This window comes from Candidatus Accumulibacter sp. ACC005 (assembly GCF_907163215.1).
GTDB lineage: Bacteria > Pseudomonadota > Gammaproteobacteria > Burkholderiales > Rhodocyclaceae > Accumulibacter > Accumulibacter regalis.
Map to the genome: position 1 here is coordinate 53,335 of NZ_CAJQUB010000018.1, position 21,210 is coordinate 74,544.

The 21,210-nt window shown below is 68.9% G+C and carries 1 protein-coding gene (only partly in view); it reads right to left on the minus strand.

From position 1 onward, the window contains the following. Positions 1-21,011: the 5' portion of a CARDB domain-containing protein gene (locus QZ613_RS20465; protein ID WP_291983797.1), read on the minus strand. The gene continues 15,280 nt to the left of window position 1, outside the view; the window shows 21,011 of its 36,291 coding nt (coding positions 1-21,011); the start codon lies at positions 21,009-21,011; its stop codon lies beyond the left edge, outside the window. Between the last annotated feature and the right edge of the window lie 199 nt (positions 21,012-21,210).

Sequence of the window (21,210 nt, forward strand, 5' to 3'; positions counted from 1 at the left end):
GTGATCGCCTCGACGAGTGGGGCGCGCTGCAGGGAGATTTCGTCGATGCGCGTCGTTTGGGCGACCAGGATGCGCCCGTCGCCAGTGGCGACGATGCTTTCGCCGCGGCTGCCACCGCCGGCCACCTGCAGCGCTTGCCGGCTGGCGAGTTCGACCATCCACACCGGCGACTGCTGCGGCGTGCCCGTCGCACCCGCGCCGACGTTGCGCTGGCGAAGGTTGCTCGAAGCGAAGAGGAGTCCGTCGAGGCTGCTCCCGGCGGCGCCGAAAGCGATGCTGTCGACGATGCCGGAGAGACGATATTCGAGTTCGGCGCGTCCGACGGAGCGGCCGCCGAGCGGGAAGCTGACGATCTCGCTGGTCGCCTGCAGTCGTGCCCCGGCGACCTCGCTGCCGCTCCACTTGACGCCCCACAGGCGGCCGTCGGCGGCAAAGGCCAGGTCGCCGACGCGCTGATTGCTGAAGTGCCGCCAGGCGCGGGCGCGGTCGCTTTCGGCGGGGTCGAAGATCTCGATTCCGCCGCCCGAAGAAACGTAGATCCAGCCGCTGCCCGGGTCGATGGCCAGCGCATGGGTCAACGGCTCGCCGCCCGGTCCGCGATGGCGTTCGATGACCTGGCCGCTGTCCACGTCGACCTGCAGCAGTTCGGCGCCGGTCGTCAGCCAGAGCTGGCCGAAGCGATCGACGGCCATGTCGAGGATAGGCTCGGCGAGCGTGAACAGCGGTGTCAGGCGCGCGTTGAGGAGCTGCGCCGAGGCGGTGGCCGCATTCGTGGCCGGGCCGCCATTGCTGTCGAGGTGGAAAACCTGGTTGCGCTCGCTGCCGGCGCTGGCCAGGAAACTGTGATCGGGCAGCTCGACCAGCGCCTGCGCGCCGATGTCGGCGTCGCTGGCGGCGTAGCCGCTGGCCAGGCCGCGCACGCTGAACGGCGCGAGTACCGAACGCAGATCGCTGCCCTGGCTGTCGGCGACGTGGCCGGGCAGCAAGCGTGACGTCTCGGCGAACAGGGCGTTCGCCGCGTAGCTGCGCTCGGCCGTGGCCAGTGGCAGCTCGGCAGTTGCCGACAGCGACTCGTTGCTGCCGATGGCGTCGAGGATCTCCTGCCGTGCGCCGTCGTCGGGCAGAACGGCGTTGGCCAGCGACGCGGCCTCGCGGTTGCCGGCGCGGTCGGTGGCGGCGGCAAGGAACTCATAGCGCTTGCCGGCGCTGCCGGTGAAGATCGCCTGGCCGGTTGCCGGGTCGACCTGACGTTGCCAGATGCGAAAATCGCCGCCGTCTTCGGCGACATAGACGCTGACCGACTTGACGCCACTACCCGTGCCGCCAGCACTGCCCGCAGCAGGCGGCGTGTCGTCGGTCTGCCAGCGGACATCGAAGCTTGGGGCGCCGTCGGCGTTAGCGCCGAGGGCGCTCACCGTCAGCGTCGTTCGCGGCGCGTCGGCATCGAGCTTGACGACGCTGCGCTCGCTGTCGATGGGCGGTGCCTGGTCGATGAACATCCGCGCGCCGGCAACGATGTCGGCGCCGGAAACTGCGCCGTCGCCGGCGCTGACCGTGTAGCTCAGCGAGGCACGCTGCGCAGCGCCGACGCCCGCTTCGCCGGCAGCCCGGGCGAGCAGGCCGCGCGTCGCGTCGTGCAGGACTTCGCCGGTTTGCGGGTCGATGGCCTGCAGCAGCCAGGTGGCGATGCGCGTCGTGACGTCGATGCCGGCGCTGACGCGCAGCACGAAGCCCTTGCTGCCGCTGAAGTCGAAGTCGCCCTGGAAGCTCGCCCTGCCGGCCGGCAGGTGCACGTTGATGTCGCCGAGCTTGAGATCGCCGAGGCGGAAGGAACGCGCGTCGAGGCTGGCGTCGAGTGCCATCACCAGGCGCAGTTGCCCGGCCGGCGCGTTACCCGGCATCCTGAAGTCGACGGCGTACGGCAGCGCTGTCGCCGCCGGGACCCAGGCCTGGCCGTCGTCGCCGAGCAGCGCCTGCGGCCCGCGCACGCGGAGCAGGGCGGCAGCGGCTGCCGACTCGCTGGCCGCCTGCTGCAGATAGTGCGTGAGGTCGAGCGCCTGGCCGGGGACAGGCCTGAAATCGGCGTCGAGAACGCCGACATGGCGCAGGTACTCGAGCTCGCCGAGGCCGCCGGCAAAGACGTTGAAGTTGATGAAGTGCGTTTTCTGCGCCGCCTGCCGGTCGTAGTCGGCACGCTCGGCCGAAACGGGGACGGGGATTTCGACGAAGCCGGCGAGCGACTGGCGGACCTCGCGGTAGTCGACCGGTGCGGTCGTCGCCTGCGGATCGCCGGCGAAAGCGGCGCTGTCGCCATACCATTTCTGAACCGTCGCAAAAAAACCGAGCAGGTCGCCCTGCGTGCGATAGGCGTCGCCGCCGCGGGCCAGCAGGATGCCGCTGGCGAGCGTGCTGTTCAGGCTGACCACCTTGGGGTGGGAACGGATCGGCGGCGCTTCGTCGACCGGCCGCAACAGTCCGCCGGCTTCGAGTGCGCCGAGCCAGCCGGCGACCCACTGCCCGGGGTCGGCAGCGAGCGTTGCCAGGCTGGCCGGTGCGCGCTCGTCGGCGAGGATCGCGGCGCGCAGCCTGCTCGCGTGGGCGACCTGTTCGGCGACGAATTCGTCGCGCGTCAGCGGCGTTGCCGCGCCGCTGACGTCGAAGCGAAACGGCAGCGCCAGCCTTTCGATCTTGAGCAGGTGTTCGTCGGCAACCGTCGACACGAACTTCCTCGCCAGTCCCTCGGCAATGCGGTCGAGGTCCTGCACGCCGCCGTCGAGCAGTCCCTGTTCCTTCCACTGCGGGTGCAGCGCGTAGAGCTTGTCGCGCAAGCCGTCGAAGTCGTAGGCAATCCATTCGGCGAGGCCCGGCCAGGTCTGGACGTTGAAGCTCATGCCGACGTAGCCGCCGGCTGCCAGGTCGACCACGTAGCCGGGCAGCAGATTGACGCCGCCGGTATTGAGCGTGCCGTCGAGGCTGGCCCAGGGAATGTCCGGGCGTGTCGTGCCGCTGCTCGGCGTCGGGCCGTAGCTCTGCGTGTTCCCGGCGGCGTCCACGCTGACGCCGTCCGGGCGGCCACCGATGTTGCTGCCGACGACCAGGTAGGGCAGCGCGATGCCGCTGAGTACCTCGTCGCTGTAGCCCATTTCGGGAACGCCGAGGTCGAAGCGCACGTAAGGCGTGTCGACGTTGGCCAGGCTCTGCAGGGCGACGCTGTAGCGGCCGTTGTCGCCAGGAGTCAGCGTGCGCGGGCCGCCGATGCCGATGGTCACGTCGGCTTCGATGCCGCGCTCGACCAGGAAGCGCTGCGCTTCGACGACCCGTTGGCCGTCGGGATTGATGACGCTCAGGTCGTAGAGACCGAGCGGCACGCCGCGCAGATCGAAGACCGCCCGGATGCGCGTCGCGTCGAGCACCTGCCAGCGTTCGGGTTCAAGTTCATGCACCCCCGGCCGGGTCAGCTTGACCAGTGCGCCGGGCTTGAAGTGCGCGCCTTCGATGTCGATGCTCAGCCAGCGGTGCGCGTTGTCGCCCGGGTCGCCGCTGCCGCCCTGATCGGGGCTGATGCGGGTGATCGACAGCGGCAGCAGGTCGGCGCGCAGCGTCACCGGCGCGTTGGCCGCAGCTTGCCGCGATCGCAGCAGGAGATAGTAGTCGCCCGCCTGCGTGCTCGGCAGCCAGACCTCCTGGTCGCTGGCCAGCGGCCGGTCGTAGGCGGCGTCGAAGGCGTAGCCGCTGGGCACGTCGCCGTAGCGCAGATAGAGCTCGTTGTGGCCGTCGTCGGCGCTGGCGGTGAGGCTCACGCGCAGCGTTTCACCGGCCGCGACGGCGACCTTGTAGAGGCGTTCCTGCCCCGGCGAGAGCGTCGTCTGCAGTGGCGTGCCGACCTGCATTCGCGGGACGCCGACCTGCACGCTGCTGCCCGAAGCGCTGCGGTTGTTGGCCTCGCCGGGTGGCAGGTTCATCCCCTCTGCGCCGGTGCCGGGGCCGCTGATCGCGCCTTCGAACACTTCGTTGTACAGGTCCGGGCGGACGATCAGCCGCCAGTTGCCTTCCTTGAGCGGCGGCAGCGTGGCGGTCAGCGTGCCGTCATAGCTGCCGTTGGCCGCCAGGCCGGCCGGGTCGCTGACGTGGTCGACCTTGCCGAGCAGGAGGTCGCCGAGGTCCCATTGGTTGTCGGCGGAAAGGTAAACGGCGTCGGTCCACCGCCCCCAGGCCGGGTTGCTCGACTGGTTGGCGACGCTGAAGTCGATGCGCAGCGTGTCGCCGACGCTGGCGCTGGCGGGCACGACGACCTGGGTGACGACCAGGTCGGCCGGCGGCGGGATTTCGATCAGCAGTGGCTGCGCGGCTGCCAGGGCGTTGTTCCGCTCGCCGCCGAACTCGCGCAGCCGGCCGAACTCGCCACCGCCCCAGGCGCGCGCCGGGTCGCTGATCACGAAGACGTACCAGGGGCCGTGCATCTGCTGTGGCGCGCTCACGACCAGGTTGGCAGCGTAGCTGCCGCCGGCGGCGAGGCCACCGGAATGCTCGACGTAGCCGAGATAGTGGTCCTCGTCGATGTCCAGGAAGCGGTCGCGGGAGAGGTAAATGAGGTCGTACCAGCGGCCCTGGTCGGCGGGCGTGTCGCCGCCGACATTGACGACCCGGTAGCCGACGTTGAAGTCCTGACCGGCGATGACCGTCTGCGCAGCGACCACCTCGGCGAGCTGCAGGTCGGGTGGCGTGGCCAGGGTGATCGACAGCGTTGTCGACGCGAGGTTGTTGCCTTCGTCAGCGAATTCGCGAATCGTTCCGCCCGGGTCGCCGAAGCGACCCAGCGGCAGCAGGTCATCGCGGATGCTGCTCGTTTCCGTCGAGTATGGGTTGGCGAAAATCGCCGTGTCGGTGTTGACCAGCAGGTAGAAGTCGCCGTTGATCGATTCCGGCAGCGTGGTGGTGATCGACGCGCGATAGGATTCGCCAGGACGCAGGGTCGGCGCCAGGCCGTTGCCCTGCAGCTGCACGGCGTAGGTCTGCAGGGCGAGGTCGCCGTAATCGAGCGAAGCATCGCGCGACAGGTAGACGCCGTCGACCCAGCTGCTGCGGCGCGTTTCGCGGCTGCCGCGATTGCTCACCGTCCAGCTGATCGTCAGCGCTTGTCCGGAGAGGATTTCGCCTTCTCCTTCGGCCCGCCCAATGACGATGTCGTCGATCTGCAGATCGGGCTCGCGATAGGCGATGGCGAGGGTGCCGCGGCCGACATTGTTGTCGTTGCGCCGGCCCTCGAAGACGCTGCCCGGCTTACCGTTCACTCCGGAATACCAGGCCATGCTGCCGGCGAGTGAGCCTCCCGCCGACAACTCCGCTCGCGCCCTGCGCATGCCCGGGTTGGCAAGGTCGCTTTCGGCGTCGGTGATCACGTAGAGGTAATACTGCCCGTCGGCACCGGCCGGCAGGCGCAGTCTTGCCGTCCCGGTATAGCTGGCGCCGGCGGCGAGACCGCCAACGTTGGCGTGCACGACGCTGCCCAGCGCGATCGCCCGTTCGGCGATGAACGACGGGTCGCGGCTGAGGTAGAGGGTGTCCGCCCAGCTGCGCGTTCCCGACCATACCGCCGCACCGGCGTTGGTGACGGTCCACGTCACGGTCGTTTCTTCGCCCGAGAGGTGGAGGGCATCGCTTGCGTCGTCCGCACTGTCAGGCAGCGCGCGCACGTCGCTGACGCGCAGGTCTGCGGCCGAGGCGTCGAGTTGCGAAGCGCTGGCGCGGGCGTTGTTGCTTTCGTCCGCCTCGGCGATGTGGCTGCCGCTGTCGGTACGCACGATCAGGAAGCGCCCATTTATCCACGGTGCCAGCTGCAGCGTCTGGCTGACGCTGTAGCGTTCGCCGAAGCCCAGGCTTCTCGTCTGGCCAATATCGGCGAGGTGCCAGACCTCGCTTGCCGCGTTCCAGTCGGCGTTGTCGGCCAGGTAGACCGAATCGGTCCAGCTGCCGCTGAAGGCGTCGCCGCGGTTGTCGACGCTGTAGCTGAAGCGATAGCTTTCGCCGACGGTCACCGCTGGCGGCGCGACGACCTCGCTGACGCGCAGATCCGGCGGCGCGCTTCCCAGCACGCTGATCGGTCGCGCGTGGTAGTTGTTGTTGTCGACCTGTGTCGGGTCGTCGGCGTTGATGTGGGTGGCCAGCGTGTCTTCGAGAATGACGTCGTAGGTGTCGCTCCACACGCTCAGGAAGTATTCGCCGGAAGGCAGTGCGTCGGGGATGGTGACGCGGACATCGCCAAGGTAGCTCTCGCCGACGCCGAGATGTCCGACGTGGCTGAACGAGCCAAGCAGGATGTCGCCCTTGTGGGCGCCGGGGCGGCGTTTGTCACGTGCCAGCCAGACGCTGTCGGTCCAGCTGTCGAGCGCCGCCGATTCGCCGCGCGTCGTCGCGCTGCCAAGGTTGCTGACCTGGTAGCGGACTTCGATGCCGGCGCCGTGCACCGCCTGGCTCGGGGCGACGACGTCGCTGGTGACCAGGTCGCCAAAGGGCACGGCGTCGACCGTGAAGCGTGTGGCGTAGGCGTTGTTGCTGTCGTTCGGATATTCGTCGATCCGGAAGTTGCCGTCGGCGACGACGATCAGATAGGCGTCGCCGCGCAGGCGGATCGGGATGTCGAGCAGTGCGGCTTCGCTGCTGTAGCTTTCGCCGGGCGCCAGCGCCCCGGCGTTGGCCACTTCGCCGAGCAGGCGGTCGTCGCCGCTGAGCGTGCCGTCGTCGGACAGATAGACCTTGTCGCTCCAGCGGCCGTTGGCCGGCGCCGCACCGAGGTTGCTGATCGTGAAGCGGATGGCGGTCGTCGTTCCGGCGCTGACATGTTCGGGAACGATGACGCTGGCGACGCGCAGGTCGGCGCGCGCGTTGCGCCCCACGGCGGTCGTTTCGGCGGCGAGCAGGGCGTTGTTCCGGCCTGCTGCGCCGTGTTCGTAGATCTGCTCGCCGCTTTCACCGAGCCTGGCGTTGGTGCGCACCTCGAGCCGGTAGAGACCTTCGATCCGCGTCGGCAGGCGCAGCTGCTCGCTGCGCGTATAGCGCGTTCCGGCGGCCAGCGTGCCGTCGTGGCTGAAGCTTCCGAGCGCGATCGCGCCGGCCATGCCGTCCACAGCGCCAGACTGGCCCGTGGCGCTGGCCGGCAGCAGCCAGACGCTGTCGATCCACACGCCATTGGCGTCGGCGTCGCCCTGGTTGACGACGTTCCATGAGACGTCGATCAGCGCGCCTTCCTGGGCGCTCGCCGGGCCGACGACGCTGTCGACGCGCAGGTCGGGCGAGCGCGACAGTTCGACCGCCAGCGCGGGCGAACGGCCGCTGTTGTTGTCGGTGAAGACGAATTCGAAGGGGCCGCCGGTACGCACGTTGAGGTAGTGTGTGCCGCTGATGCCTTCGGGAAGCCTGACCTCGACGCTGCGCGCGTAGCGCGCGCCGACGGCGAGCTGGCCGAAGTGACGGGCCTGGCCCAACTGCGCGACGAGATCGCGGCCGTCGGCGTTGCGGCTGAGCCAGACCTGATCCGACCATTCGGCGCTGTCGGTGCTTCCGATGCCGTTGTTCACCACCTCCCAGCTCAGCGTCAGCGACCGCCCGCTGGCCGCGAGGCCGGCGGTGGCGAGCGAAACGACCTGCAGGTCGGCGTAGGCGACCGGCATGACGTCGACCGGGTGCGCGAGCAGGGCGACATTGTTCGCCTCGACGTGGTTCTCGAAGACTTCGTCGTGCGCGTCGCTGACGACGAAGAGGCGGAAGCGGCCGCTGCTGCGCGCGGCGAGTTGAATGCTTTCGCTGCGCGTGTACGACTCGCCCGCGGCCAGCGCGCCGTCGTGGCGGTATTCGCCGATGAGCAGGTCGTCGGCGTTGCCCAGGACGTCGTCGCCGGAAAGCACGATGCGGTCGTTCCAGCTGCTCGTGCCGCCGGCGCCGGTGCCCCGGTTGCTGACCGTCCACGCCACGCTCAGGGTCGCCGGGTCGGCGATCAGCGTCTGCGGCGCGCTGACTTCGCTCACCGCCAGATCGGCGTACGGTGAAAGCTCGACACGCAGCGGCGCGTGCGTGCGGTTGTTGCTGCGCTCGCCGTCGCCGATGGCGTCGCCCGCGTCGCTGATGACGATCAGGTCGTGGGCGCCGGAAAAATCGAGCGGCACGACGACATCGACTGCCATGTCGTAGCTTGCGCCGGTCTCCAGCGGGCCGAGATGGACGATCTCGGCGAGTCTGTGGAGCGGGGCCGAGGCATCCGCCGCGGCGAGGAAGAGCTGGTCGGTCCAGCTGCCGAGGGCGACGCCGCCATCGTTGCGCACCCGCCATTCGACGTGCAGCGGCGTACCCGACGCGACCTGCGTCGCGGCGTCGAGAAGGCTGACCGCGAGATCGACGCGGGCGACGCGCAGCGTGTCGTCGGCGCGCGCCAGGTTGTTGTTCTCGCCGCCGCGCTCGTAGACGCTGTCGTCGCTGTCGGCCTTCACCAGCCAGCGCCATTGGCCATCGGGCAGCGACGCCGGCAGCGTGAAGCTGGCGCTGCGCGCGGCACGGCTGCCGGCAGCCAGGACGCCCGTGTTGAGGACGCTGGCCATTTCGCGCAGCGCGCCGCTGCTGTCTTCGACGAAGATGCGATCGCGCCAGGCGCCGCTGGTCGGCGCCGCACCGACGTTGCTCAGCGTGTAGCTGACGCTGGCCACGTCTCCCGGGCGCAGGGCGCTCGGTCCCAGGACGTCGCTGATTGTCAGATCGGGCGTCGGCGTCAGGCTGATGCGCACGGCGGCGGCGCTGGCGGCCGTGTTGTTGCTGCTCCGCCCGCCCTCGTTGACACTGCCGTCGGCGTTGCTTTCGACGATAACGAAGTAATCGCCTTCGAGGTCGCGCGGCAGGTTCAGCGTCGCCTGGCCGCGATAGCCCTGGCCTGCTGCGAGCGCGCCGCTGTGCACCAGCGAGCCGGCGACGATGTCGTCGCTGCTCACGCGGGCGTCGGTCGAGAGGACGATGCGGTCGTTCCACTGTCCGCCGTTGGTCGTCGCGTTGCCGAGGTTGACGACCTCCCAGGCGATCGACAGACCTTCGCCGCTGCGCGCGTCGGCCGGTGCGTCGACGACGCGCACGCTCAGGTCGGCGGACGGCGCGGGCTGGACGTGCAAGGCTGCCGAATCGCGGTTGTTGCTGCGGTTGCGTTCGGCCAGGCGAGCGTCGGCATCGCTGACGACGATGACGAAGTAGCCGCCACTGGCTACGCGCGGCAGCGTCACGGCGACCTCGCCGAGATAGCTCTCGCCGGGCGCCAGCGTGCCGGCATGGGCAACGGTCGCCACGACGATGTCGCTGGCGTCGATCTGGGTGTCGGACGAGAGCAGCACGCGATCGTGCCACAGCGCCAGGTCGCTGCTCGCGTTGCCGTCGTTGCGTACGCTCCAGCGGATGTCGGCGCTTCCGCCGCTGACGGCCAGGGCGGGCGCCGTGAGCTCGACCAGGCTCAGGTCGGCGGCCGGGAGGTGCAGCTGGAACGCCACGCTGGCGCTGTTGTCGGCGCGCGTATCGGGTTCCAGGATCTCCTCGCCGGCGTCGCTGCGCAGGGCGAGGAAAACTGGCCCCTGGGCGATGAAAGGCAAGGTCATCGTCGCGCTGGCCAGGTAGCTCTCGCCGCTGCCCAGGCCACCGCTGTGCCGGAGGCTGCCGACGACGATGTCGTCGCCATTGCCGATGACGCTGTCGCGGCTGATGACGAGCTGGTCGTTCCAGGCGCCATCGAGGTCGACTGTGCCGTGGTTGACCACCTGCCAGTCGACGCTGATCCGTTCGCCGGCGATTCCCGTTGCCGGCGCCGCGAAGGACTCGACCTGCAGGTCGGCGTAGGCGGTGCGCGCCGCGAGCAGCTGCACGCTGGCGCTGTTGTTGCCTTCGGCGTCGTCCAGCGGCGCTGCGGCATTGGTTTCGAAAAGCACACCGAGACCGCTGCGATCCTGGTCGACGCTGACGCGAACTTCGAGAGTGCCTGCCGCGCGCGATCCGTCGGGAAGACGGAAGCTGAAACTTCGCTGGCGATACTCGCCGGGGGCGATCGCACCGTTGGTCTGGCCGGCCGTGGCGGCGAGCGGATCGTAGACGATGCTGCTGTCGAGCAGTATCTGTGAGCTGTCGAGGTTGGTGACCACGATGCGCTCGGCGAATGCACTGGCGGTCGAGCTCTGGCCGGTGTTCCAGTCCTCCCAGCGGATGCTTGTCATGCCGCCGGCCTGAAGGTCGGGGTTGTCGGCGCGCAGGTTGCGGATTTCCAGATCGGAGCCGACGAGGTGGATCAGTTCGCCCTCTCCGACGCGCCGGACATCCTCGCCGCCGCCGCCCTGATTGGCCGTGGCGACGACACGCAGCGAGAAGCGTCCGGCGGCGCTGTTGCCGCTCGGCCAGATCAGGCTCGCGCTGCGCTGGCGGCTGGCATCGACTGCCAGTGGCGCAGCGCCGGACGGATCGTCGAGGACGACGCTGGCGACCAGTTCGCGGGTGGTCAGGTTGCGCAACTCCAGGCGTTCGCTCCAGCCCGGCTCGGCGGCCTGATTGCCGCGGTTGACGGTCTCCCAGCTCACCCTGACGGCGGCGCCGGGGTCGACAACGGTGCCGGGATCGAAGGCGAGATTCTCGATGTGAAGTTCGCTGGACGGCGCCCGGACGACATCGATGTCGATGGCCAGGGCGTTGTTGCGCTCGTTGCTGCCGCCAACGCCACCTTCTCGAATGACATTGTCGGCGTCGGCGATCACCGTTATCCGCAGGCGGCCGAGCGCGCTGGCATCCGCGGGCAAGGTGAGGCTGTGGTGGCGGCTGCGCGAGTCGCCGGCGGCGATTGCCCGGTTGGCGGCTTCGCTCGCCGCGTCGGGGACGTAGAGGTCGGCGACGATGACGCCGCTGTCGAGATTGCGAACGACGATGCGCTCGCGCCAGTCGCCCGTGGTGGCTTCGCTGCCACGGTTCTCGAGCAGCCACTCGAGGTCAATGGTCTGTCCGCTGCGCAGCTCGCCTGGCGGGTCCACCGTGATGCGGCTGACGCTGAGGTCGGCGGCCGGTCGGCTCCGGAAATCATCGTGAGTCTCGGCGGCGGTCTGCGGCACCAGGCCGAGGCGGAAGGAAACCGGCGCGCTAGCGGCCCCGCTAGGGCCATCGATCAGCAGCGTATAGCTGCCGGTGATCAGAAGCACGGGCGTTTCCTGGTCGACGCCGTGCAGGCTGTGTCGGTAGATGATCTGTCCCGACGCGCTGTCGATGTGGTCGAGGGCGACGTTGTCGACGCCCATCGCCGTGCGCTCGAAGACCGTTCGCCCGAGGGGGTCGAGAAGCTTCCATTGCGCGACGGCGCGAGCGACTCCAGAGGTCGACGTGGCGCTGGCGGAGTCGAGGACGTCAAGAAAATAGCGCTCGCCGGCACGCGCCGAAAAACGGAAGCCTTGCCTGCCCTCCGCTGGCGCAGTGCCGATCGTCGTTGGCGTGTCGCGTGCGAGCGGCAGGCTGTCGTCGAGGGCCAGCACGCGGAAGCGGCCACTTTCCGGCGCACTGCCGAAGTTGCGGATGAGCAGGGTGTAGTCGCCGGCGGCGAGCTGCCCGGAATGATAGATGGCGTGGTTGATGGTATTTGCATCGGTGTCGCTGGCCGGCTCGCTCATCCGCCGCGAGAAGAGCAGGACGCCGCGCGAATCCACGAGTTGCCACCACAGGCTGGCGCCACTGCCCAGGCTGTCGAAGGCGAGGACGCTGGGCTGATCGAGGTGCAGCGCGTAGGGCGTGCTGCCGTTGCCGGCGAGTGTGGCCACCAGGGTGGTGCCAAGAGTGGTGTCAAAAGCGGTGTCAAAAGCGGTGTCAAAAGCGGTGCCAAGGGTGGGCGCCGGCACGCCGCCGTCCTCGCCGGGTGCATTCGTTTCGCCGAGCACGAAGCGCAGTGGCCTGGCGGTCAGCCCGGGCGACGGGTTGCGCAGTTCGAGAATGTAGCTTCCCGCGGCGGGCAGCCTGATGGCCTGCGGCGTCGTCGCCGATGCGTCGGCGCTGTACAGGCGCCAGCCCGCCGCACTGCGAACTTCGACATGGGTCGCGAAGTCTGCGCTCAGCGGGGTCAGCCAGAGCGTCGCGGCGCTGCTGGTGGTGAAGCGGTAGGCCAGGGCGCGGCCGGCTTCGAGCGTCGCCGCGACGACGCTGTTCAGGGCCAGCTCCTGCTCCCGCTCCCGCCCGCGATCCTCTTCGCTCGAGAGAGTGAAGTCGTAGTGCCGGCCTGCTTCATGATCGCTGCTGTCATCGTCGCGGAGCAGGAAGTAGGTGCCGCTGCGGGGGAGGGGGTCGACGCTGCCAGCGCCTTGTCCACGTGCCAATTCCCGGCCGAACTCGTCGAGCAGCCACCAGCGATCGCTGTCGCCGGAATCCTGCGCGAGCGTCAACGGTTCGCCGGCGTCGGCGACAAAGCTGAAGATTGCCGCCTGGCCGGGAAGTCGCTCGCCGGTGTTCCGGACGCCCATGCTCAAGGGCTGCGCCTGCGCCAGATCGAGCAGCCGGAAAGCGAAGGTGTCGGCATCCTCGACATCGGCATCCGCCGTAAAGGCAAGCTGATAGCTTCCTGCCGGCAATTCGACGATCGGCAGCGGATCGTCGGGATTGGCCTCGCTGCTCAGCGTTCCCTGGGCGATCGACTGCCCGGCGCGGGAAATCCGCCAGCCGAAAGCTTGGCTATCGTTGTCGGCAAGGGCCGGGTCGAGCAGCACGCGTGTCGCCGTTGGCACGCTGAAGCGATAGGCAGCGCTGGCGGTGGCGGCGAAGGCTTCGCCGCCGACCCGTTCGCCAAGCGCGATCGCCTGCACGGTTTTCAGCGCGAAGCGGTAGTTCGCCTGGCCGCCAGCCGCCGACCGCGGATCGCTGTCCCAGACGAGGAAATAGCGACCGCTCCCGGCGAGCACGCCAGTCGTCGTCGCCTCGTCGAGATAGCCGGTTGCGACCTGGGCGCCGCTGCTCGCGAGCAGGCGCCACCTGCCGTAGAGGCCGCCGAGGTCGGAGGGCTGGTATTCGACCTGCGTCCCGGCGGCAAGATCGACGGCGTAGATCGCCGCTTCGCCGCCCTGCAGGCGGCCCGAGACGGCCGTGTTGACCGCCAGCACTGGCGCTGCGGCGAGGTCCAGCAGGCGCAGAGCGTAGGCCGTCGTGGCTCCCGCTGCCGCCGCCATCGCCTGCACTTCGATGCGGTAATCGCCGGCGGCAAGCTCGAACGGGTCGAGGGGAAAGCCTGGCGTGAGCCCGTTGAGTGTTCGCAGCAGCGTGTTTCCCTGGTAGAAGAGAACCCGCAGCGGCGAGTCGGCGCTGAGCAGGTCGAGGAACAGCTGCTTTCTCTCCGCCAGTCGGAAGCGATAGCCATACTGCGCGTCGCCCGTACCGTTTGCAGTCAACTCGCCGCTGATTCGGCTGCCGAGCGCGATGGGCGCGAGTTGCCGTTCGACCGTAACGTTCGAGTGGCCAGTGACGTCGGCCCGCCGGACGAGGTACCAGGAGCCATCCTGCGCCGGCAGCAAGCGCAGCACGGCGTCGTCGGACAGCGCCAGTGCCTGGGAGAAATCGGGGCGGTGAAGCGACCACTCGCTGCCGTTTTCGGCCTGCAGGCGATACTCGTCACCCGCCGTGAGATCGACCCGATAGATGCGCTCGCCCGAGGCGCCAAAGCGGCTGACGTCGCCAACCGCGCTTCCGCCAGCGACCTGGCTGGCGTTGGCGCTGCCATCGACGCGAAAGGCGAAGCTGCCGCCCGGGCCGTCGTCGCGCGACACCTCGAGCGTGTAGTCGCCGGCGGCGAGCGACAGGGCTTCGCTGCTGGCCTGCCACGCCTTCCAGTCGCCATGGTCACCGGTAAGGAAGCCGGCAGCGTCGCGCAGGACCCAGTGCGCCTGCCAGGCCTCTTCGGCGTCGGTCGTGCGACCCTCGATCAGCGCCAGTCCCGCCTGGTCGAGCGTGAAACGATAGGCCTTGCCGGCGGCGCCGGTCGCGGTCAGCGTGTCGCTGATCTCGACAGCCAGCGCCACCGGGCGGCTGGCGGGCAAGGTTTGCGCATCGCCCGTGTGCCGCGTGGCCACCAGCGTGTAGTCCGCCGCCTCGGCGAGGGAGCTGCCGCCGAAGACGACCAGCGTATAGAAACCGGACTCGTCGAGCGTCTGCTGCAAGGCGCCGTCGCTGACCCAGGCGTCGGCGACGTGGCGACCGAAAGGATCGAACACGACGATGCTGGCATCGTAGAGGCGCTGGCGGTCGAATTCGTTGGCGCCGCTCGCCGCGATGGTGACGGTCTCGCCGGCATGCGCCTGCAGGCGATAGACCTGCGTCTGCTGCCCGCCTGGAGCGACGGTGTCGTCGATTGGCTGCCCGGGAGCGAGGATCCGCTGGCCGATGCGCGTCATGTTCAGCAGGCGGAAATTGAAGTCTGTGGTGAAGTCCGGCGTGAAGTCGGACCCTGCGCTGCCGTCGCCTGGTCGCCCGCTTGCGCTGAGCTTGAGGGTGTAGTCGCCGGGGGCGAGGTCGAGCTGGTCGGAGTACAGGCTGCCCAGGTAGTCGCTGGCCAGATGTTCCCCGTCGGCGGCGAGGATTTCGTAGCCGACGTTCCAGACTTCCGACAAGGCTTCGACCAGGATGCGGCTGCGCCCGGTCAGGGAAAAGACGTAGTCTGCCGTGTAGTGGCGCAAAGGCCCCAGACTGGCTGCGCGGACTTCGTCCACTTGCAGCGTCGGCGGGGCCGAGGAGACGACGCTGAGCGGCGTGCTCAGCGTTCCGTTGCCGGCAAGCGCCGGCTGTCGCTTCAATTCGAGGGTGTATGAGCCGCGGTTGCCGGGCAGGTCGATCGACGTGCCGACGCCGTTTCCCTGCGCTACCGGCGTGAGCTGCGCGTCGAAGAGCAGCCAGCTGATTTCCTCCGTCTGCTCGCCGCTCGCGTCGCCGATGTTCAGGCGCGTGCCTGCTCCCGGAAAGCTGGTATCCAGCCGGTAGACCCTGGCCTGTTCGCCGACGGCAAAGCTGGCCAGCGTTTCGCCCATCGCCAGTGGTGGTGCAGCATCGAAATCGACCAGATGCACGCTGAAGGCGCCGCCGCCGTTTGCCTGGACGGCGAGCTCGTAGCTGCCGGCATCCAGCCACACCAGGTAGGGAGAGCGCGCTTCACGATCGTCGGTGCCGGCCTGTGCCGGTCCAAGGGCGAACCAGCCGTCGGCGGCGGGCGGGTCTTCGGCGTCGCGGATTCGCCATTCGACGCCCGCCTCGGAGCCCTGGTCGTGGATCTGGACGTGCCTTCCGACAGGTACTTGCAGCGTGTAGCGGCGGATTGTCTCGTCGCCGGCAAGCCGACCGGCAAGACGATCGCCAGGCCGAACGCCTGTCGGCGACAGGGCGAGGCTGAAGTCAATGCTGCCCGTGGCGCTGGCCGCAGGGCTCCCGGCAGCGCTTCCCGAGAGCGTGACGAGGAAGCGGCCGACCTCGAGGTCGCCAAGGTCGACGATCGCGTTGCGGCCGGCGAAGAGCACAGTGTCGCCGGCCTGTACGCGCCTGCCCGAGGAGTCGTAGATTGCCCATGCGACGGGCGCCGCGTTGGCGGTGGCGATGTGCAGCCGATGATCACCGGCGGTGAGGACGTCGTAGCGGTAGACTCTGGCCTCGCCAGCGTTCGCCAGTTGCCCGGCTGTTCCCATCGGCGAGAGCGCTTCGGCAAGCTCGCTGGCCAGCAGTTGCAGGTTGTAGCGGGCGTCGTCGGCTGTCGCCTCGATGATCAGCTCGTAGTCACCGGCGGCGAGCAGTTCGTTGTCCACGGCTTCGCTGGCGTCGCTCTCGGGCCACCAGTCAGCCGGGCCGGCATCCGTTCCGGCAGCCGCCAGGCACCAGCGGACGTCGCGCGAGCCGGCGTCGTGTATCCAGGCGCGCGTCGGCAGGCTTGCCGCAAGGGGCAGGCTGACCCGGTAGCCGATTCGCTCACCGGCGCGCGTCAGGTCTCCCGCCACGGTCTCACCCGGCTGTGCCCGCAGGAGTGTCGCCTGGCGGGCGCTGAGCAGGTAGTCGAGCGGCGTGACGGCGAGCGGGTCGTTTTCCAGGATCAGGAAGCGCTCGCTGTCGCTGGCCGTGCCGAGTTCCGCCGGGTCGAGCCGCGGCAGCGCGAATTCGCCGAGCACAATGCCATTGGCGTCGTAGGCGGTGAGCACGCCACTGGCGTTGCTGGCACTGGCAACCTCGACCGTCAATGGCCGGCCAGCGTTTGCCGGTGGCACGCGAAAGATCTGTGCGCCGCTGCCGGCGTCGAGCGTCGCGCGTACTTCCTGGTTTGGCGACAGCGTTTCGGCGCTGGCCAGGTCGATCAGCCGGAAGGCGTAGGCGCCGAGATCGGCGGCCGTATCGGCTTTCACGGCGAGAGTGTAGGCGCCGGCATCGAGGGCAAGAAAGGCGTTCCGGTCGCAGACCCCGGAAGCGAGCAGCGCGCCGTCGGCGGCGTGCAGCGTCCAGTGGTTTCGGGAGCCGGCGAGACCGTCGAAGAGGAGGCGGGTCGGCCAGTCGAGCGAGACGCGCCATTGCTCGGCAAGATTGGCGATGCGGGTGCTGCCGCTGGCTTCGCTGCCGACGCTCAGCGTCGCGACCTGCGGGTCGAGCAGCAAGGTTTGTGCGCCAGAGAGTGCCAGCGATTCGGCACGGCCGGCGTCGATCAGGCGGAAGCGGAAGTTTTCGGTGGCGCCGAAGGCCGGGACGAAGCGCAGGCGATAGGCGCCCGCCGCGTCGAGGCGGATAGGCGCGACGAGGGTGTTGCCGCCGAAGCCATGGCTGCGGTGAATGAGCCCGGTCGGTCCCGACAGTTGCCAGGTCAGATTCTCGCTGTCGGTCAGCGCATCGACGAGGAGCGTTGTCGGCGAGTCGATCGAGAACAGGTATTCGCGAACCAGGCCAGGCTGATCGATGGTCGCGGAGACTTCGCTGCCCAGCGGCAACTCCTGGCTGCGCACCAGCAGGCGGCGCAGGACGAACTCATAGTCATCCTGGCCATCCGGGCCATCGCCGTCGCTAGCGTTGCCGTTGTTCATTTCCTGACCGTCGACGACGAAGGTGTAGGCGCCGGCCGGGAGGGTGAACGAATCATGACTTTCCGCCATTCTGCCGCCGACCATCGTCCTGCCGCCGCGGTCAAGGACCCGCCAGTCGCCGTCGCGCGTTGGCGTGGCAGTGGGCGCGAAGACGAACTCGCTTTCCTCGTCGACGAGCAGCGACAGTGCCTGCGCCTCGCCGGTCGGGCCGAGGATCAGCGGGATAAAGCTTTCGCGGGCCAGGAGGGGCAGCGTGGCGGTGTCGAGCAGGCGAAAGCTGAAGCCACCGGTGGCCAGGGCGGGGCTGGAGACCACGAACTCGTAGTTGCCTGCGGGCAGCGCCAGGACACTGGCGTGCGTGCTGGCGAAACTGTTCAACGGCTCTTCGCCAGCAGCATTCACGAGCGGCGTTTCCACGCGAGAATCCACGAGCGGCGTTTCCACGCCGCGGGGCCCACTCAGTCGCCACAGGAAATCACCGGCGGCGGCGCCGTCCGTCTGGCCGGTGTCAATCAGCAGCGAGCTCGGTGCCGTCAGCGTGAAGCCGTAGCTGACCGCTTCTCCCGGTCGTTCGATGCTGCCCAGCGTGCGTTCGTTGAGCGTCAGCGGCGCGGCTCGCGCCGTGGTCAGGGCAAAGGAAAAGGCGATCGGCCGTGGCGCCGAGTCGGGCGGCTGCTGCCCGAAGGTGGGGAAAACCGCCAGCAGATACTCTCCGCTGGTCGGCAATGGGGTCTGTGTGGTGCCGGCGCCGAGGGTGGCGAGCGGGCGGCCGTAGGGGTCCCATAGTTGCCAGGCGACGCGCTGGTTCACGTCGCTCGACAGCGGGGGTTTGGCGACGACAGTGCTCTGGCCGGCAGCGGCGGTGAAGCGATAAAGGCGCGTTTCTCCCGCGGCGATCGTTTCGTTGATGTGGGCGCCGGAGGGCAGGTCGATGGCGGAATCGGCATTCAGCACACGGAAGCGGTATTCCGCTCCCGGCGGGCCGGAGGTGTCCAGGGTCAGCAGATAGTCGCCAGGCGACAGGCGAAGAATCTGCCCCGGGTCGTCGCGCAAGGAAGTCCAGCCGCGTACCGTGCCGAGCGGCCCGGCAAGCATCCAGCGCGGGGACGAAGGACCCGGCGAGTCGATCGGGCTGGACGCACTTGACGCACTCGACGCACTCGACGGACCACTCAGGGCATCAAAGACAAGGGTGCTTGCCTGAGCAAGGGTAAAGCGATATTCGGCGACGCTGCCGACGCCGGCGGTGCTGACGCTGAGCGGGCGGTTGAAGGCCAGGGCAGCGCTGACTTTCGTCTGTCGAGCAAGGGTGAAACCGACGTTCGATGCGCCGTTGGCGCCGTAGTAGCCGTCGTTGAGCAGCGTGTAGCTGCCCGTCGAGGCAATGTCGATGCTCCTCGTGATGGTCTCGCCCGAGGCAGCCGCGACCTGCCGTCCGAAGGGGTCGAACAAACGCCAGACGCCGCCTGCGGAATCCACGGCCTGCAGAACGAGCGTGCTGCCGGCCGTCGCCGCGACACGGTAGCCGATGCTCGATGCCGCTGACGGGCGCATCGTGACCACTCGCTGCCCGAGTTCCAGTTCCGGGAAGGCGGCGCTGTCGAGCAGCCGGAAAGCGTAGGCGCCGTCGGCAAAGACGCTGCCCGTTGCGGCAGCACCCTTGACGGTCAGGGCGTAGTCTCCCGCCGGCAGATCGAGGAGCGGGTTGGCGTTGGCGTCGTCGCTGCGGTACAGCGGGCGGCTGTCGACTTCGTTGCCGCGCGGACCCTGCAGGGACCAGACGGCGCTGCTCGCGCCACCCTGCGTGTCGAACACCAGCTGGCTATCGGCGGCGAGCGTGAAGCGATAGGTCCGGCTGGCGTCGGCGGTAGGCAGGAGTCCGGCGAGCATCGTTCCGAGGGCAAGTTCCTCGCCGGCGGGCGAAGCGGCCGGGGCCAGGTGGCCGACGCGTTGGAGCCGGAAGTGATAGTCACGCGGCGTTGGCGCATCGGCGCGTCGTTCAAGCAGCAGGGTGTAGGCGCCGGCGCTGCTCAGCAGTCGGGCGTCGGAAGCGTTTCCGGCAGCGGCCAGGGCGGCGGGCGCGGCGACGTCGCGGCCGAAGCGATCAATCAGTCGCCAGGCAACTTCCTCGCTGCTGCTGCCATTGATGGCCTCGAGCGCGACCTGGTCGCCTGCGCTGGCCAGGAAGCGATACGCCTGCGTTCGGTTCGCCGCGCGCAGGACGCCGTCGGTGGCGGCTTCCAGCGACAGCGTCGGCGCGGTGGCCAGATCCAGGAGGCGGAACGAGAAGTCGCCGGTGGCGGCGCCAGTGCCGCGCACGGTCAATCGATGCGTGCCGGCGGGCAGCGTCAGGATGCCGAGATGACTGGCTTGGCTGGTCGGGCTGGCCTGGCTGGCCTGGCTGGGGCCCTCGCCGTGGTCGACATTGTCGAAACGCCGCTCGGAGACCTCGCTGCCGCGCGGTCCCGCCAGCGACCAGACGATATCCGGCCGCTGACTGAGCGCCTCGAACGCCACCTGCGTTGGGCTGGCGAGATCGAAAGTGTAGACCGTCGACTGGCCGGCACTGGCGACGCTTCCGGCGACGGCGTCGCCCAGAGTCAGCGTTCGCGCCAGGTCGGGGACCGCGTTCAGCGAAAATTCGTAAGCAAGAACGGCTTCCGCCGCGTTGCTGTCGGCGCCATCGACGAGCAGCCAGTAGTCGCCGCTCGTGGCCACGGTAAATGGCCGCGCCAGGGCGACAGGATTCGTTGCGCCGCTGAAGTCTCCGCTGGCGACGCGCACGCCCCAGGGATCGATCAGCCGCCAGTCAAGCGAACCGCCGGAGAGCGAGCGCGGCTCGAGGAAGAGCTTGTCGCCGGCGCCCAGCGCCACCCTGTAGAGCTGCGACGCAGTCGCCCGGTCGAGCTCGCCGGTGCTTGTGGCGCCCGTGACGAGATTCCGGGCCGACTCGGCAGCGAGCAGCCGGAACGCGAAACTGCCGCTGGCGGCGCCGTCGAGGTCGACCGACAGCGTATAGCTTCCCGGCGGCAGGAGCAGCTTTTCGACGCCGTCGAAGAGCGTGCCTTGCGCGGCGGCGCGGCGCGCGACGTGCTGACCCGCCGGCCCGCTCAGCGACCAGGCGAAGGCGGCGTTGCCCAGGCGGTCGAAAACGACCGGCGTCGTGGCCGCCAGATCAAAGGTGAAGTGGGCGATTTTTCCCGGCTGGTCGATCGTGGCGATCTGCGTTTCGCCGAGGCGCAGCGGCGAGTGGCTGTCGACGACCTGTTGCAGGGTGAATCCGTAGGCCAGCGCCGCCTGATTGGCGATGTCGCCTTCGAGCAAGAGGAGGTACTCGCCGCTGCGCTCGACGGTGAACCGCTGGCGATCCTGTCGGGCATCGAAGCTGTTGCCTTCCTGGCGGCCAAAAGGGTCGAGCAGTCGCGCGGAAAGCGCGCCGGAAGCGGGCGCTGCCGCCTTGAAGAAGTAGCTGTCGCCGGCGCTGGCGCGGAAGCGGTAGAGCGCGCTCTGGTTACCGACCTCGAGGACGCCGCTGACCGGCGTGTCGGGCGCCATTGCGCTTGCCGAAGCGGCGTCGATCACGCGCAGGGCGTAGGCGCCGAGCGCATCCTGCGTGCCATCGATGCTCAGCCGATAGCTGCCCGGCGCCAGGTCGTACGCCGGTGGGGCGGTGTTTGGCGATTCGGTGGCGCTGAACGACCTGCGCGCGACCAGGCCGCCGGGGCCGTCCAGTCGCCAGGTCAGGTCGCTGCGATTGCTCAGGCTGTCGAGGACGACACGGATTGGCTCGTCTACGCTGAACTGGTAGTGATCCTGCTCGCCGGGGGCGTCGATGCTGCCGGCAAGGGTCAAGACGCCGGCGCCGCTGTCGCCGTCGAGAAGAACACGCGCTTCGAGGGCCTCGAAATGGAGCCTGGTTTCCGGAATCCTGCCCGCAGACTTGCGCATGTTCGTTCCCCCCTCGCATTGCAACCCTCAATGCCAACGGACAAGAAACCGACGTTTCTCAGCGATCGCCAGCGGTCACCGGGTGGCCACCCGTACCCGCAGGTCTGCCTGAAGCGGAGCTTTTCTGCTATGCTGTGCAACCCAATTTTTAGCAAGATGTTGCGAGATGTCAATAGTTTCTTGCGTTGCCTGCTTCCCC